Below are 16,109 nucleotides of genomic sequence, written 5' to 3'. Positions count from 1 at the left end.
GTTTGCTTGCCCCGTCTTGCGCTATTCTGCATCCTGAGGCTCAAGTCCCGTGGCGACGTTGGCGTGGCAGGGGGGAGTGGAGGACGATGGAAAAGAGACATTCGGTGGCGCGGCGCCTGATCGCCGCGATCGGGATCGTGCTGGTGGCGGGCCTTGCGGTGATGGTCGCCTGGAGCATGGCCGCTTCGCGCACCATGGCGCGCGACCAGGCCGAGCGCTTCGCCGCTTCGATCAATGAGATGACCATGGCCGGGCTCACGGCGATGATGGTCACCGGCACGGTGGGGGAGCGCGACGTCTTCCTCGACCAGATCCGCAGGCTCACGGCGGTGAGTGGCCTGGAAGTGCTGCGAGGCGAGGCGGTGACGGCCGTCTTCGGCCAAGGAGGGCTGGAGAAAGCGCCCGATGCGATCGAGGCCCGGGTGTTGGCGTCCGGTCAGCCCTACTTGGCGATCGAGGAGATCGACGGACGCAGGGCCTTGCGTGCCGTCTATCCCTCCACAGCGGCCACTGATTATCTGGGCAAGAACTGCATTCTGTGTCATCAGGTACCCGAGGGCACGGTACTGGGGGCGGTGAGCATGCGCATCTCGCTCGACGAGGCCGATGCCGCCACCCGCCACTTTGCCGCCTGGGTGGGCGGCTTCGCCATCCTCCTCGCGCTCATTGCCGGATCCGTCATTGCCTGGGTCGTGCGCCGCTCGGTGGCGCGTCCGCTCGAACACCTCGTCGTCAGTCTCGACGAGATCGCCAAGGGCGAAGGAGATCTGACGCGCCGCCTACCGGTGGAGCGTCACGACGAGATCGGCGCGGCCGCTGCCGGGTTCAACCGCATGCTCGAAACGGTAGGGGAACTCGTGCGTGAGGTGAAACGCACGGTGGTCACCTTGGAGGGCGCAACGGCCGAGATGGTGCGCAGTGGCGATGCGGTTCGTGCCGGAGCGAAGGCGCAGAACGCCGTGGTGGCGCAGGTACGGGAATTGATCGGCCGCTTGCACGAGGCGGCGATCGGTGTGGCGCGGGAGATCGCGGAAATCCAGGCCGAGTCGCAAGTGAGCCGGGAACGGACCGAGACGAGCCGGGCGCGGTTGGCGGCGCTGGTCGACGCCTTTACGGCGATCGAACGGGCTTTGACCTCGCTGGTGGAGTCGATGGACGCTTTCTCCCGGTCGTCGCACGAGATTCGCGTCATCACCCAGGAGGTGCGCGAAATCGCCGACCAGACGAACCTGCTCGCTTTGAATGCCGCGATCGAGGCCGCGCGCGCCGGGGAGTCGGGCCGAGGTTTCGCCGTGGTGGCCGACGAAGTGCGCAAGCTCGCCGAGAAATCGAGCGCCGCGGCTGGACGCATCGACGAGATCACCGCAGCGGTGGTCGCGCGCAGCGAGCAGCTCTCTTCGGCCTTCGAGTCTGGTCAGGCACAACTCAAGGAGGTGCGCCGCGTCTCGGACGAAGTGACCGAGCGGCTCGCCGAGGCCGGTGACGCAGTGGCCGACGTCGGACGGCGTCTCGATGCGGTGGTGACGGTGACCGAAAGCGAGCGAGAGCTGGCTGAACGGGCTGCGTCCTCGGTCGAAGGGATCGCACAGGAGGCTGGGCGGTTGGATGCGGAGGTCGATGCCTTGTCTTCGGCGGTGACGAAAGTACAGACACAGGCACAGCAGCTCGTCGAACGGGTGCGCCGCTTCCGGGTCGAATGAAGGGGCGGCATGCCCCTTCTTTACCCACTATCGGCGGATCGCAATGAAAAGTCTCATGCCATTGCGATCGACCAGCACGGCGAACCGGTTGCCGGCCGCGTTCACTGCTTGGCGGAATTCCTCCGGCGTGCGTACCGGTTGCTGGTTCACTGCCACGATCACGTCGCCTGGGCGCAAGCCCGCGAGTGCCGCCGGCCCAGTCACTCTCGTTACCATCACCCCCCCTTCTGCCAAACCACGCTCTTTCGCTTCCTGAGCGGTGAGGGCGCGCACGGAGATACCGGCTGCGGCCGGTTCGCCCGAGGGTTTCTTGCCCGGGCTCGCCTGAGCCGTCTCCTCTTCCAGTTCGGCCAGCGTCACTCTCTTCTCCAGGCGCTTTCCTTGGCGCAGGAGCTCGACCCGCACCGTTTCGCCCGGTTTGCGCCGTCCGATGATGCGCGGCAAATCGGCGGAATCCACGATTCGCTGGCCATCGACGCCGACGATGACGTCGCCGGGCTGGATGCCTGCTTTTCCTGCTGGGCTGTCAGTTTCGACGCTCGCGACCAGCGCACCCTCGGGTTTGTCCAGTCCGAAGCTCTTCGCCAGTTCCTCGTCCATGCCCTGGATGACCACGCCGAGCTTGCCCCGCTGAACTCGCCCATGCGCGATGAGCTGATCTTTCACTTCCTGCGCTACGTCGCTGGGGATGGCGAAGGCGATGCCCATGTAGCCGCCGGAGCGCGAATAGATCTGACTGTTGATGCCGATCACCTCTCCGTCCATGTTGAAGAGGGGGCCGCCGGAATTGCCCGGATTGACGGCCACGTCGGTCTGGATGAAGGGGACGTAGGTCTCGTCGGGCAGGCGTCGCGACTTGGCCGAGATGATGCCCGCGGTGACGGTGTGCTCGAAGCCGAAGGGAGAACCCACGGCGATCACCCACTGGCCGACGCGGGCCTTCTCGGGATCGCCGAATTTCACCGTCGGCAGACCATTGGCATCGATCTTGACCACGGCGATGTCGGTACGGCGATCGGCGCCGACCACCTTGGCCGGGAATTTGCGCCCGTCGGCGAGTTGGACCGTGACTTCGGCGTCCTCGCCCCCCTCACCCACGACATGGGCGTTGGTGAGGATGTAGCCGTCGGACGAGACGATGAAGCCGGAGCCGAGTCCGCGCTGCACCGGCGCTTCGCCGCGGCCGCCGGGTATCTGCGGCAGCGGGATGCCGAAGCGGCGGAAGAATTCGAAGAAAGGATCGTTCTCGTCGAAGGGAAACGGCAGGGCTTCCGCGCTCGAGCGACTCACCACGGTGATATTGACCACCGCCGGCGTCACCTGCTCGACCAGGTCGGCGAAATCCGGCAAACGCCGTTCGGAGCCGCCGAAGAGCACGGGGCGCAAGGCCGGTTCGGCCGCACTGGCGGCAGGCACGACGATGCCCGTTACCAAGGCGAGGGCGAACGCCAGCGCCGCGCCACGACGGCGCAGGCCGGCAGAGGTAGGATGCCGCGGACTGACTCCATTCATGGCTACTCCTTCCATGCGGGAAAAAAGCCCATTGTACGGGATCGTTCGGGAACAAAACGCCGGCATCGATGGTAAAAAGATTTGATACACTGGCCGAAGACGGTCGCCGTCGAGGGGAACGCAGCATGACGCTCACCGATTTACGCTATCTCGTCGCGCTCGCGCAGGAACGGCATTTCGGTCGCGCCGCCGAGCGCTGTCACGTGAGTCAGCCCACGCTCTCCGTGGCGATCAAAAAATTGGAGCAGCATCTCGGTGTTCTGCTCTGCGAGCGCAATCCCAACGAAGTGAAACTCACCGAGATCGGTCGCCTGGTGGCGGAGCAGGCCGAGCGGGTGCTGCGCGAGGCGCAGCGCGTCGAGGAGATCGCCCAGGCGGGCAAGGATCCCTTGGTAGGACCCCTGCGGCTGGGCGTGATCTTTACCATCGGCCCTTATCTGTTGCCGCGGCTCATTCCGCTCGTGCATGAGCTCGCCCCCAAAATGCCGCTCATCATCCACGAGGATTACACCTCGAAGCTCGCCGAGCAGCTCAAGCACGGCGAGATCGACGTCGCCATCCTCGCGTTGCCTTTCTCCGAACCGGGGCTCGTCACGCAGCCGGTTTACGATGAACCCTTCCGCGTTCTCATGCCGGCCGAGCATCCCTGGACCCAGCTCGATCGCATCCCGGCGGCCAAGCTTGCCGAGGAAAACGTGCTGCTGCTGGGGGCGGGCAACTGCTTCCGCGACCAGGTGCTGGAAGTGTGCCCGCAGTGCGTGAGCAATTCGCCGCTGCAGGAGGCGCTCGCCGGAAGTTCCCTGGAGACCATCCGCTACATGGTGGCGAGCGGCCTTGGGGTGACGGTGCTGCCCTCGTCGGCCGCCGACGACGCCTCGCGCATGAACCCGCTGCTGGCGGTACGGCCGTTTGTCGCGCCCGAGCCGTATCGGCGCGTGGTGCTGGTGTGGCGCGTCACCTATCCGCGCCACGGGGCGATCGACGTGTTGCGCCGGGCCATCTTCGCGGCGGACCTGCCCGGCGTGCGCCCGGTGGGCCCTGCGCCGCGCCCTCTGCCTGCGCAGCAGCACGGACCACGTCCGACCGAGGTGGCGCCATGACTCGAAGCGAACGGCACCATCGGCTGCCGCAATTTGTCAATGTCGCGGGTTGTGCGCTATATTGACCTGCGTCAGGTTCATCCGAGGAGAGAAGCATGAGCAAAGGACAAGACAGTACCGCCATCGACATCGGAATCAAGGAAGAAGACCGCAAGAAAATCGCCGAGGGGCTCTCCAAGCTCCTGGCCGATTCCTATACGCTGTATTTGGCCACGCACAACTTCCATTGGAACGTGACGGGGCCAATGTTCAACACCCTGCACTTGATGTTCGAGCAGCAGTACACCGAGCTTGCTGTGGCGGTCGACGACATCGCCGAACGCATCCGTGCGCTAGGCTATCCGGCGCCCGGAACTTACGCCGAGTTTCTCGAGCTCACCCGGCTCAAAGAGCCCAAGCCTGGTCTGAAGGCGGAAGACATGATCCGCTATCTCATCAAGGGCCAAGAAACGGTGGTACGTACGGCGCGCGAGATTTTACCCGTGGCCGAAAAGGCCGACGACCAACCCACGCTCGATCTGCTCACGCAGCGCATGCAGGTGCACGAGAAAAACGCCTGGATGTTGCGCAGCCTGCTCGAGTGAGCGACGCGACGCAACGATAGGGCGCCGTAGCAAAATCTCGTCGCCGCCCAACACCCATGAAAAAAGCCGGGATCGCCCGGCTTTTTTCATGGCACGACTGAACGTCTGCTTCGGCGTTGCACCCTACCCCCTCCTATCTTTCCCGCAGACCGATCGCTGTGGTTTTTCAGGGATCTCTCCTCGCGTTCCGGTTTTTCGTCTTGCTCGAGACGGGTCGAGTTCGCGTGATTTGTTTTTGTACGAATCATGGAAGTTAGGCTAAAATCAAAGCCTTTTACAGAAGTTAAGGACAGATCGTGACAAATAGTGACACCGTTTCCGGCCGGAGGATCGACAAAGCCCAAGTGCGCGAGTGGTTCGAACTCCCTTTCTTCGAGCTGCTGCATCGCGCCCACGACACCCACCGGCGCCACTTTCCCGGCCAGCGCATCCAGCGCTCGGCCCTGTTGTCAATCAAGACGGGGGGATGTTCCGAAGATTGCGGCTACTGCGCCCAGTCGGCGCGTCATCACGCGCGTGCGCGTGAGCCTTTGCTCGATACGCAGACCATCGTGCGTCATGCAGCGCAGGCCAAGGCGGCCGGTGCCACGCGTTTTTGCATGGGCGCTGCCTGGCGCGCGCCCAAGGACAAAGACCTAGAACGGGTGGCGGAGGCGGTCGCAGCGGTCAAATCGCTGGGTTTGGAGACCTGCGTCACGCTCGGCATGCTCTCGCCCCCGCAGGCTACCCGCCTCAAGGAAGCCGGGCTCGACTACTACAACCACAACGTGGACACTTCGCCGGAGCATTACGGCAAGGTGATCACCACGCACACCCTGAGTGACCGCCTGCGCACGCTCGAGGCGGTACGCGAAGTCGGCATCAAGGTCTGCTGCGGCGGGATCATCGGCATGGGCGAGACGCGCGAGGACCGCATCTCCATGTTGGCGCTCCTGGCCGGTCTCGACCCCCAGCCGGAGTCGGTCCCCATCAACCAGCTCATCCCCATTCCGGGCACGCCGCTTGCCGATGCGCCGCCCGTCGACCCGTTCGAGCTCGTGCGCACGATCGCGGTCGCCCGGCTGGCCCTGCCACGGAGCTACGTGCGCCTCTCGGCCGGTCGCAGCCAGATGAGCGACGAGCTCCAGGCGCTGTGCTTCTACGCCGGGGCCAATTCCCTCTTCTACGGTGAGAAACTCCTCACCGCCGGCAATCCGGACGTCGCGCACGACGACGTCCTGCTCGAGCGGCTCGATTTGCGGCCGGAGTGAGATTCATGGAAGCCCCCGCTTTGTTCGCCCAGGAAGCAACGCAATGGGAACGCCGCAGCCTCGAGGCCGTATGGCACCCGTGTACCCAGATGCAACGCCATCTGCCTGCTGGCGATCCGAATGCCCTCCCGCTCTTGCCCGTAGCCCGTGCAGCAGGCCCATGGCTATATGGTTTCGACGGTCGGGCCTACTACGATGCCATCTCTTCGTGGTGGACCACGCTCTTCGGTCACCGGCATCCTCCCATCATCGCCGCGATCAAGGAACAGCTCGATACGCTCGACCACGTGCTGCTTGCCGGTTGCACCCATGCTGCCGCGGTCGAACTGGCGGAACGGCTGCGTGCCCTGACGGGAGGGCAACTCGGGCATGCTTTCTTCGCTTCCGATGGCGCCAGCGCTACCGAAATCGCGTTGAAAATGGCAGCCCATTACGCCAGAAACCGAGGATTCCCCTGCAAGACCGGTTTCGTTTGTTTCGCCGGTGGCTATCATGGAGAGACGATCGGCGCGCTCGGCGTTACCGACGTTCCTCTCTTCCGGCAGGCCTATGAACCCCTGTTGCGCCCGGCGACGATTCTGCCCTGTCCCGACGCCCGTCTCGGCCCCCCGGCACTCGAACGAGCGGTTTGCGCTCTACGGTCGCACCTCCAAGCCCATGCCGAAGAGGTGGCCGCGGTGATCGTCGAGCCCATGGTGCAATGCGCTGGCGGCATGATCATGCATTCGCCGGAATTCTTGCGCTGCGTGCGCCGTCTGTGTGACGAATACGGCGTGCTGCTGATTTTCGACGAAATCGCAGTGGGATGTGGGCGAACAGGACGCCTGTTCGCCCACGAGCACGCCGGCGTGCGCCCTGACCTGCTCTGCCTGTCCAAGGGAATCACCGGTGGTACCTTGCCGCTGGCAGTAGTGCTCACCACCGATGAAGTGTTCGAGGCCTTTCTCGATGAGCGCATCGAACGCGGATTTCTCCATTCCCATTCCTACACGGGAAATCCCCTTGCCTGTCGTGCCGCTTGTGCCACCTTGGCGCTCCTTGAAGAGCCTGGCATACCAGAAAGGCTGGAAGCGCTCGGCGCGGCCTTCGAACGCGCTTTGGCACCCATTGCGGCGCAACATGGGGCTGCTCACCTGCGCCGCTGCGGTACCCTCGTGGCTTTCGACCTACCCAAGGCAGCGGAGGATTTTCCACGTCGCGCCGCCGTAGCTGCGCTCGAGCATGGCCTGTTGCTGCGACCTTTGGGTCGGACGGTCTATGTCATGCCCCCTTACGAGACGCGTCCCGAGGAGGTGGATTTCGCCTGCGAAGCGATCGCGCGCACCTTGGCCGACGTCCTTTGATCCCTGCGTGAGGCCGTTGCATGCATGATTCGTCACCTTCCTTCGTACGAGGATGGCTCGCCGAGCGGCAGGATCGAGGGCTACTGCGTCGCCTGCGACGCGCGTCACCAGTGGCTTCGAGCGCACGCTTCGTCCATGACGGACGACAAGGAATCAGTTTCGCCAGCAACGACTATTTGGGACTGGCGCACCATCCTGCCCTCGTCGAAGCGCTGATCGAAGGGGCGAAGATCTGGGGCGTCGGTGCCGGTTCCTCGGCCTTGGTGGGCGGCTATACCGAAGCGCACGCGGTGCTGGAATCCGAGCTCGCCGCCTTCCTGGGGTTTCCCGCGGGCCGAGTCTTCACCTCCGGCTACGCCGCCAACCTCGCGGTGATCACCGCCTTGGCCCGCGAAGCGCCGACGGCCATTTTTGCCGACAAACTGGTTCATGCCTCGCTCGTCGATGCGTTGCAACTCGCCCGCGCCGGCGGCGCCAAAGTTCGACGTTATCCCCATGGCAACCTCTCCGGCCTCGGCCAATGGCTGGAAAAATCCCGAGAGCCGGTGAAACTCGTCGTCACCGATGGGGTGTTCAGCATGGACGGGGACATTGCGCCGCTGTCCGCGCTCTCGGAGCTGGCGCGCGCCCACGGTGCCTGGCTCGTCGTCGACGATGCCCACGGCTTCGGTATTCTCGGGCCTGCCGGACAGGGAAGTTTTGCCGATGCCGGTCTGAACCCTCAATCCCATTGGCTCTGGGTCGTCACTTTCGGGAAAGCGTTGGGTGCAATGGGTGCCGCCGTGCTGGGCGCAGAAGAGGCGATGCTCTGGCTCGATCAGGCCGCGCGGACACACATCTATACGACCGCCATGCCGCCCGCGCTGGCACACGCCGTGCATACCGCCCTGCAGCTGGTGCGCGAGGAAACGACGCGTCGTGATCGACTCGCTGCGCTCATTCACCACTGGCGCCAGGGAGTGGCCCGGTTACCGGCGATCGAGGTGATCCATGCGCCGGAACCGCCAGAGAGCAGTAGCTCGGCCCTTCCCCGCTTGCCGTTTTCTCGTACCCCGATCCAACCCTTGATCTTGGGATCACCGGGGCAAACACTCGCCATTGAGCAAGCCTTGGCGCAGGCCGGGTTTTTCGTGCCGGCGATCCGCCCACCCACCGTCCCCGAGGGCAGCGCACGCCTGCGTTTTTCCTTATGCGCCGATCACGGCGAGGCTGAGCTCGATGCCTTGCTCGAAGTGCTGTCGCCGATCTTCCAGCAGTTCCCCACGGCAGACAAATGATGAACGAATGCAAGATGCCCATCCGGCGTGCTTTCACCCGACGGCGGCACAGCTATGCAGCCCACGACTACCCACAGCGACGCATCGCGGCCCACCTCGCCCAACGACTCGTCACCGTCTCGGACATGCCCGAGGGCTGGATCATCGACGCGGGCTGTGGCATCGGGCGCGATCTGCCGCTGCTGGCGCAGCGCTTCGGTCACGAGCGTCTTCTTGCCGTGGATTTCTCCCCCGAGGCCTTGGCCCTGATGCCGGCATCGGAAGTCACTCGCCTGTCGGCCGACCTCGAACTCCTGCCTTTGGCCGATGCCATCTGCGCCGGCTACTGGAGCAACTGCGCCTGGCAATGGACGCGGCCGCAGAGCGTTCTCGCACAGGCTTGGCGCGTCCTCAAAGCGAGGGGATGGCTATGGGCGAGCATCGTCCTTGCGGGCACGTTCCCTGAACTCGATCGAGCAGTGCGAACAGTGGGCGTCACGTCTGCCTTGGCGCGACTACCGGCCGAAACCGAGTGGGAGCACGCCCTTGGAACCCATTCGTGGTACGCATGCCGCTGGGAAATTCGCCATTTCACTTTTTATTATCCCGATGCAGAAACCCTCCTCCATGCGATTCGAGGCGTCGGAGCAAACCCGACGACACATTCCGGTTCCCCTGTTTGGACCCCCGGACGCCGGCGCGCACTACTCGATGCCCTGGAACGAGAGCGCACGGAAGAAGGATTGGGTTTGAGCTACCGCGTGGGTTTCTTGGCGGCCTGCAAAAAAGGAGGCTGAAAAACATGAATCCGGGCATATGGTTCCTCACCGGCACTGATACGGAGATCGGTAAAACCCATGCTGCTTGCCAGCTGCTCGTACGAGCACGCACCTCGGGGTGGCGCGCCGTGGGTGTCAAAGCCGTCGCCGCGGGCGTGGATGAAACGGGGTTCAATGAAGACGTAGTCGCACTCGCAGAAGCCGACAGCGTCGATCTTCCGGCTGCAGTGCGAAATCCCTACTGTTTCAAAGCCCCCATCTCGCCCCACCTGGCAGCGGCCCAAGAAGGCGTAAAAATCGACCTGGAAAAAATCGTCTCGGCCGTTGCCAAGGCACGCAGGTACGCCGATCGGGTACTGGTCGAAGGTGCTGGGGGGTTTCTCGCTCCACTTACGCCAACGCACACCATGGCCGACCTGGCAGTAGCGCTCGGAGCCCCTGTCATCCTCGTCGTAGGAATGCGCCTTGGTTGCCTCAACCATGCACTGCTCACGGTAGAGGCGATCGATCGACGAGAGCTGGTTTTGGCCGGATGGATTGCCAATTGCCTCGATTCTGAAATGGCCAGCCTCGACGGCAATCTCGCCACCCTACGGCAAACGATCTCAGCCCCCTGTCTGGGCGTGATTGCTCACGGCAGCAGACGCGACGACATCGGCTGGGTGCGCTGGCCCGATGAGCGCTGAATCACTCCGACTCCGTTCCTGTCTTTGCTTTTTGCTGGCACAGAAAGCGGCGAATCTCCCCTGCCATGAAGTCCGTCCTGCCCCAAAACGGAGCATGCGCCGCGCCTTCCACCGCGACGAAACGCCCCCGGGCAACGTGGTCCGCAATCCAACGACCGGCAATCGGCGGAATCAAACTGTCCGCGGTGCCATGGAACACCAAAACGGGCACTCCGAGTCCGGGCAGAGTGGCGCGCAGGTCTATCTCTTGTAGCCAATCCAGTCCCGTGGCCAGCGCTTTCGTCGAAGGCAAATCGTCCATCTGACGCATTAGCTGTCGGGAGATGTCCGTGGCTCTGGGATCTCCTCGATTGAAATCGACGATGAATCGACGTAGAGAGGCAGCAGACTCCGTACACACTTGTTCCCGAAAAGAAGCCAAACGCTTTGGTGCCAAGCCGTATGGCCATCCTCTGCGACGGACGAACGAAGGGGTGGGAGAGATGGCCACGACCGCAGAAAAGACGTTCGGCGCCAAAGAGGCTGCCGCCAAAGCCAGCATGGCACCTAGGGACCAGCCCACAAGACACGCGCCTTCAGGGGCCTCGTTGCTCAATCTTTGTACCGCCTCGGCGAAGGTATCCGCCTTGGCTGTATGCCCTGGCAAATCGTGCCACTGGGCTCCGAGTACGGAAACGAGGCCAGCCAAAGGCCCCCGACCCAGACCCCAGCCAGGCACACACAGAATCGGTGTCACGACGTCTCCGCAGCCTTGGCTTTCTTCCTGGTCGTGGTGGAGCGCCCTTTTTTGCCCGATGCTTCGCGCGGCTCGAATTCAAAGCCGATCTTGCCGTCGGGTTGGCGCACGAGGTAGGCGGAGAACTTGCGCCGTGTGCGCGCCGACACGAAGCCGGTGAGGAGATCGGTCTTGCCCTCGGAAAGCAGTTTCTTCATCTGCTCCGGCTCGATCGGTTGCTGCAAGATGGTGCGGCCGCTGCGGAAATCGCAGGTCTTGTCGGGGCCGAGCGACTTGGTGCACACGTAGCTCGTGCCGTGCTCGACCACCGGCGCGCCGCACTTGGGGCACGGCCCGAGCGATTCGCGCTCGGCCAGATCCGCGGGCACTTCCTCCGGCGGTTCGACGGCGAAGGCAAAGGTGGGCTGTTTGGCCTCGTCGAGCACCAGTTCGGCGGCGAACGGCCGCCCCAGTCGGCTGCGAAACCCCTCCAGCGGGCCGATCCGGCCTTGGGTGAGCAGCGCCTCGGCTTCGGGCACGTCGATCTGCCGGCCGGCGATGATCTTCCACATCGACCAGCCGCACTGATCGCATTGGAACGTCTTGTAGGTTTCGCGTACGGTGCCGCCGCATTTCGGGCAGGGAGCCTGCAAGGTGGCGAAGTCGCCGGGCACGGTGTCGGATTCGTGGCGCTTGGCGCGTTCGACGATGTCCTGCGCCATACGCGCGATCGAGGCCATGAACTCTTCGCGCGCGAGCCGCCGCTTCTCCATCAGGGCGAGCTTGTGCTCCCACTCGCCGGTGAGTTCGGGCGAGGTGAGCGCGTCGATGCCTAAGCCTTTCAAGAGGGTGATGAGCGAGAAGGCCTTGGCGGTGGGTACGAGCTCGCGCCCCTCGCGCACAAGGTATTTTTCTTCCAGCAGACCCTCGATGATCTGGGCGCGGGTGGCGGGCGTTCCCAGACCCCGCTCGGCCATGGCCGCGCGCAGTTCCTCGTCTTCGACGAGCTTGCCTGCGCCTTCCATGGCGGAAAGGAGCGTGGCCTCGGTGTAGCGCGCCGGCGGCTTGGTGTGCAAGTCCTTGATCTCGACGGCCTCGGTATGAACGGTCTCGCCGGGGGCGACGGGCACGAGTTCCCCTTCGCCCTCGCCAGCGGCCCGTTTGCCGTAGACCTCGAGCCAGCCCGGGGCGACCAGTACCTTGCCTTCGGTCTTGAAGGCGTCTTCGCCCACGCGGGTGATGCGGGTGGTGACACGGTATTCGGCCGGCGGATAGAAGACGGCGAGGAACCGCCGCGTGACCAGGTCGAAGATCTTCTGTTCGGGTTCGGACAGCCCTTTGGGCACCACGCCAGTGGGGACGATGGCGAAGTGGTCCGACACCTTGGCGTTGTCGAAGATGCGCTTGTTGGGTTTGACCCAGCCTTGGGCGAGGATCTTGCCGGCGAAGGGTTGGTATTCCGACGGCAGCTGCGCCAGCACCTCGCGCACGGTGCCGATCATGTCCTCGGGTAGCGCCCGGGCGTCGGTACGGGGATAGGTGAGCGCTTTGTGCCGCTCGTAGAGCGCCTGGGCAATGGCGAGCGTGTTGCGGGCGGAGAAGCCGAAGCGGGCGTTGGCTTCGCGCTGCAGGCTGGTGAGGTCGAAGAGCGGCGGGGCGATCTGCGTGCTGGGCTTGGCGGTTTCCTCAACCACACCCGGCTGGTCCAGGACGCGATCGCGGATGGCTTCGGCGCGCTCCCGCTCCCACAGACGGTAGGGGCTGGCGTGTTCGTCGCCCTCGGGCTTCTTGAATTTTTCGTCGAACCAGCGGCCGGTGTAGGTGCCGGCGGCAGCGCGGAAGGTGGCTTCGACTTCCCAATAGGGGCGGGGTTGGAAGGCGCGAATCTGGCGCTCGCGCTCGACAACCATGGCGAGCGTAGGCGTCTGCACCCGACCGACGGTGGTGAGGTGAAAGCCGCCCGACTTGGAGTTGAAGGCGGTCATGGCACGCGTGCCGTTGATGCCGATGAGCCAGTCGCTCTCGGCGCGGCTCACGGCGGCCTGGCGCAGCCCTTCCATTTCCTCGGCCGAGCGCAGGTGGTCGAAGGCCTCGCGGATCGCCTGCGGCGTCATCGATTGCAACCACAGGCGCTGCACGGGCTTGTCGATCTTGCCGTACTGCACGATGTAGTTGAAGATGAGCTCGCCTTCGCGCCCGGCGTCGCAGGCGTTGATGAGCCCGTCGACGTCTTTACGCTTGGCAAGGCGCAACAGGAGTTTGAGCCGGTCCTCGCTCTTGGCGATGGGTTGCAGATCGAAGCGCGGCGGAATCACCGGCAGGTTGGCGAAGCTCCACTTGCCGCGTTTGACTTCGTATTCCTCCGGCGCCTTGAGTTCGAGCAGATGACCGACGGCCGAGGAGAGGACGTACTGCTCGGACTCCCAGTAATCCTTTTCTTTGTGGAAGCCGCCGAGCGCACGGGCGATGTCCTGTGCGACGGAGGGTTTTTCGGCGATGATGAGTTTCTTGCCCATGGGTTCAGTGCAGCCGCGGCGGTTCGGCGTCTTCGTCGTCTTCGACGCGAAGCAGTTCGTCGACGACGAGGGGATCGAGTTCCCGTTCATGCTGCCACAGCACCATCAGCGCGAGCACCTTGAAATCGTCCGGATCGAGCGGCGTCGCGCCGAATTCCAGGGCGCGGTCGATGAGGGCTTCGCGTAGCGCTTCGTCGATGGCGCCATGGCGTTGGAGAAAGTAGACCAGATTCTGGCCGGCGGTTCCCAGGACTTGCCGTTCTTCTTCGGTGAAGATGCGCACGCTGCCGCCGGCGGGGGGGATGCGCCACGAAGGGGAAAGGGCCTCGGCGTTTCTGAGCGTGTCGAGCCAGGAGAGCGCCTCGTCGATCTCGTCGCCCTCGAAACCGGCATCGGCGAGCCGCGCGCGCAGCTCGTCCGGATCCTTCGGTGCCTCGTTGGGTCCGGCATAGTTTTCAAAGAGATAGACGAGGACATCGAACATGGAGAGATTCCTTCAGCGGGTGCGTTGGTAGCGGCCGCCCGGCAGGCGCACGACGGCGCCGTCGAGTTCCAGCGGCAACAGCATGGCCGAGAGTGCCTCGCTCGTCAAGCCCGTGCGCTGCATCAGGGTGTCGAAATCGACCGGATCGTGACCCAGGGCGGTGAGCAGAGGGTCGTCCGCGGCGACAGGCGGCGGAGTAGTAGGCGACGGCCGTGCGACGGCGCCGGTGGGGACCAAGTCGGGCCATTCTTCGAGGAGGTCGTCGACGCGCTCCACGAGCTTGGCGCCTTCGCGGATGAGGCGATGGCAGCCGCGCGCGAGCGGATTGTGGATCGAACCGGGGATGGCGAATACGTCGCGCCCGAGCTCGGCGGCCAGGCGCGCCGTGATGAGCGAGCCGCTTTCGGGCGCGGCTTCCACCACCAGCGTGCCACGAGCGAGCGCCGCGATGAGGCGGTTGCGCCGCGGAAAATGATAGGGCTGGGCGGCAGTGCCCAGCGGAAACTCGCTCACGATCGCACCACGCTCGGCGATGCGGTGCGCGAGCCCGCGGTGCTTGGCCGGATAGACGCGGTCGGCGCCGGTGCCGACGATGGCCACCGTCCTGCCGTCCTCGGCCTCGAGCGCGCCTTCGTGGGCGGCGGCGTCCACTCCCAGGGCGAGGCCGCTGACCACCACGAAGCCACGCTCGGCGAGCGCTCGGGCAAAGGCGCGGGCGTTCTCGAGCCCCCCGGGCGTGGCGCGGCGCGCACCGACGATCGCCACGGCGGGCCGGATGAGCGTTCCTGGATCGCCCACGACGTAGAGCACGAGCGGGGCGTCGGCGAGGGCGAGCAGATTCCGGGGATAGGCGGCGTCGGCGAGGGTGAGGAGGTGATGGCGGACGTCGTCGAGCCAGGCGAGCGCCGTCTCGATCGCCTCGGAGGGCGGCGCGGCGGCGAGCGCCTGGGCCACTTCGGCACCGAATTCGGCGCGCACCGTGGAGAGCGGCTGGGCGAGCACGGAATCCGGCGCACCGAAGCGCGCCAGGAGCTTGCGCTGGACGGACGGCGAGAGCCGGCGCAACGTGAAGTCGAGCCAGCTCCTCGCCTCTTCCCGGTCTTCAGGGCGTACGGGCGGCATCCCCGACACGGACCGGTTTCTCGGTCTCCATCACGAGGGCGTAGGACATGCGTTCGAAGACGCGGAAGACGAAGGCCACGCCGTAGCGCTCTTCGGGCAGGAAGACTTTGGTGTTGCGATTTTCCTCATCGGTGACCGGAGGGCGAACGCGCCACAGGGCGAGCACGTGACCCGGCGCCAGGTCCTGGGCCTCGCCTTGGTCGAGAAGAATGACGTCGAGACGCCCGGCCGCGAGCGAGCCTTGGTAGAGTTTGATGATCCGGGCATCTACGTCGTGCTCCGGCGCACGGGGGACGAAATTGACCAACGTTTCTTTTTGCGACGCGATCAGCGCATCGCCCGGCTGTATCGCTTCGTTCGTTTGCTGGAGCCGCAATACGGTGCCGAGGCGAGGGTCGTCGTTCGGTTCCACCTTGGCAGTACCCAGGTAGCGGGCCTCGTAGCCGATTAGGGTTTTGCCGTCACGGGCATGCAGGGGTTCGGCAGGGCGGAAGAGCTGTACGAGCCGGGTATCCTCGGGCACGCCGATGGCAAAGGCAACGTCTCCGGCGCCGGCCATCCAGCGGCCATCTTCCAGCCCGACGATGCGTCCGGAGTTTTCCAGGGTTTTTTGATCGATCACCTGCGGACGCACGAGGAAGGGTTCGATGGCCGCGAGCGGGATGGAGGGAATGGCATCTTGAATGGGCTCATGGCGAACCTGCGGCGAGCGTTTCTCGTCGATCGGCCCCACCGGCTTGGCGGTACGCAGCACTCCAGCGGCACGGTCGAACACCAGGATCTGGCCGGGATAGATGAGATGAGGATTGCGGATCTCGGCCCGGTTCATCTGCCACAGATCGGGCCAGCGCCAAGGGTCGCGCAGGAAACGCTTGGCGATGCCCCAGAGCGTGTCGCCTTTGCGCACGGTGTAGGTGTCCGGCGCATCGGGGGCAATGCCTCCGGGCTCGACACCCGCGTGCGCGAATCCGAGCGTACCCAGCCAGACCAGGGCGATCGTGCCTATAATGCGAATCATCCGCTTCATGGTGAGAAACCTCACAGGAGTGTCGGAACCGGGGG

At 64.7% G+C, this 16,109-nt stretch carries 14 protein-coding genes; 8 read left to right on the top strand and 6 right to left on the bottom strand.

Features of this window, described 5'->3' with window-relative positions:
* Window positions 1-86: 86 nt before the first annotated feature.
* Window positions 87-1,700, top strand: coding sequence for a methyl-accepting chemotaxis protein (locus GV368_RS05160; RefSeq protein ID WP_169115742.1), 1,614 nt, complete (start codon window positions 87-89; stop codon window positions 1,698-1,700).
* Window positions 1,701-1,727: 27 nt separating this feature from the next.
* Here GV368_RS05160 and GV368_RS05155 read toward each other — a convergent pair whose 3' ends face one another.
* Window positions 1,728-3,212: a DegQ family serine endoprotease gene (locus tag GV368_RS05155; RefSeq protein WP_178086741.1), complete on the bottom strand. Its 1,485-nt coding sequence runs from the start codon at window positions 3,210-3,212 to the stop codon at window positions 1,728-1,730.
* Window positions 3,213-3,337: 125 nt separating this feature from the next.
* Here GV368_RS05155 and GV368_RS05150 point away from each other — a divergent pair, with 125 nt between their 5' ends.
* From GV368_RS05150 to bioD, 7 genes are all read left to right on the top strand, one after another.
* Complete coding sequence (locus tag GV368_RS05150; protein WP_169115741.1) at window positions 3,338-4,312, top strand: LysR substrate-binding domain-containing protein; 975 nt, start codon at window positions 3,338-3,340, stop codon at window positions 4,310-4,312.
* A gap of 95 nt (window positions 4,313-4,407) precedes the next feature.
* Window positions 4,408-4,896, top strand: coding sequence for a Dps family protein (locus tag GV368_RS05145; RefSeq protein WP_142810442.1), 489 nt, complete (start codon window positions 4,408-4,410; stop codon window positions 4,894-4,896).
* A 296-nt stretch (window positions 4,897-5,192) separates the two neighbouring features.
* A complete protein-coding gene (bioB, locus tag GV368_RS05140) occupies window positions 5,193-6,146 on the top strand; it encodes a biotin synthase BioB (protein ID WP_206673289.1) in 954 nt (317 codons plus the stop codon).
* Between the two features lie 5 nt (window positions 6,147-6,151).
* Entirely contained in the window at window positions 6,152-7,489 is a 1,338-nt protein-coding gene (locus GV368_RS05135) for an adenosylmethionine--8-amino-7-oxononanoate transaminase (protein WP_169115740.1), read from the top strand.
* 20 nt (window positions 7,490-7,509) lie between these two features.
* Window positions 7,510-8,766 carry an 8-amino-7-oxononanoate synthase gene (locus tag GV368_RS05130; protein ID WP_169115739.1) on the top strand — a complete coding sequence of 419 codons (1,257 nt, stop codon included), beginning with the start codon at window positions 7,510-7,512 and terminating at the stop codon, window positions 8,764-8,766.
* 14 nt (window positions 8,767-8,780) lie between these two features.
* A complete protein-coding gene (locus GV368_RS05125) occupies window positions 8,781-9,542 on the top strand; it encodes a methyltransferase domain-containing protein (protein WP_055423004.1) in 762 nt (253 codons plus the stop codon).
* A 5-nt stretch (window positions 9,543-9,547) separates the two neighbouring features.
* On the top strand, window positions 9,548-10,210 hold the full coding sequence (bioD, locus tag GV368_RS05120; protein ID WP_055423005.1) for a dethiobiotin synthase: 663 nt from the start codon (window positions 9,548-9,550) through the stop codon (window positions 10,208-10,210).
* A 1-nt stretch (window position 10,211) separates the two neighbouring features.
* Here bioD and GV368_RS05115 read toward each other — a convergent pair whose 3' ends face one another.
* Genes GV368_RS05115 through GV368_RS05095 form a run of 5 tightly spaced genes read right to left on the bottom strand, consistent with a single transcriptional unit; the run spans window position 10,212 to window position 16,074 of the window.
* A complete protein-coding gene (locus GV368_RS05115; protein ID WP_328514231.1) occupies window positions 10,212-10,928 on the bottom strand; it encodes an alpha/beta fold hydrolase in 717 nt (238 codons plus the stop codon).
* A 14-nt stretch (window positions 10,929-10,942) separates the two neighbouring features.
* Complete coding sequence (locus GV368_RS05110) at window positions 10,943-13,441, bottom strand: DNA topoisomerase III (RefSeq protein WP_169115737.1); 2,499 nt, start codon at window positions 13,439-13,441, stop codon at window positions 10,943-10,945.
* Window positions 13,442-13,445: 4 nt separating this feature from the next.
* Window positions 13,446-13,925, bottom strand: a complete 480-nt coding sequence (locus GV368_RS05105; protein ID WP_028875295.1) for a DUF494 family protein — start codon at window positions 13,923-13,925, stop codon at window positions 13,446-13,448.
* 12 nt (window positions 13,926-13,937) lie between these two features.
* Window positions 13,938-15,047, bottom strand: coding sequence for a DNA-processing protein DprA (gene dprA, locus GV368_RS05100; protein ID WP_169115779.1), 1,110 nt, complete (start codon window positions 15,045-15,047; stop codon window positions 13,938-13,940).
* The gene (locus GV368_RS05095; protein WP_169115736.1) at window positions 15,028-16,074 is read right to left on the bottom strand and encodes a LysM peptidoglycan-binding domain-containing protein; all 1,047 of its coding nucleotides are present in this window, start codon (window positions 16,072-16,074) and stop codon (window positions 15,028-15,030) included. Before GV368_RS05095 ends, dprA begins: the two co-directional genes overlap by 20 nt.
* Window positions 16,075-16,109 lie beyond the last annotated feature (35 nt).

The organism is Tepidiphilus baoligensis (genome assembly GCF_012911495.1).
Classification (GTDB): domain Bacteria; phylum Pseudomonadota; class Gammaproteobacteria; order Burkholderiales; family Rhodocyclaceae; genus Tepidiphilus; species Tepidiphilus olei.
Note: the sequence above shows the minus strand (reverse complement) of the source record. Positions and strands in the feature narration are given on the sequence as shown.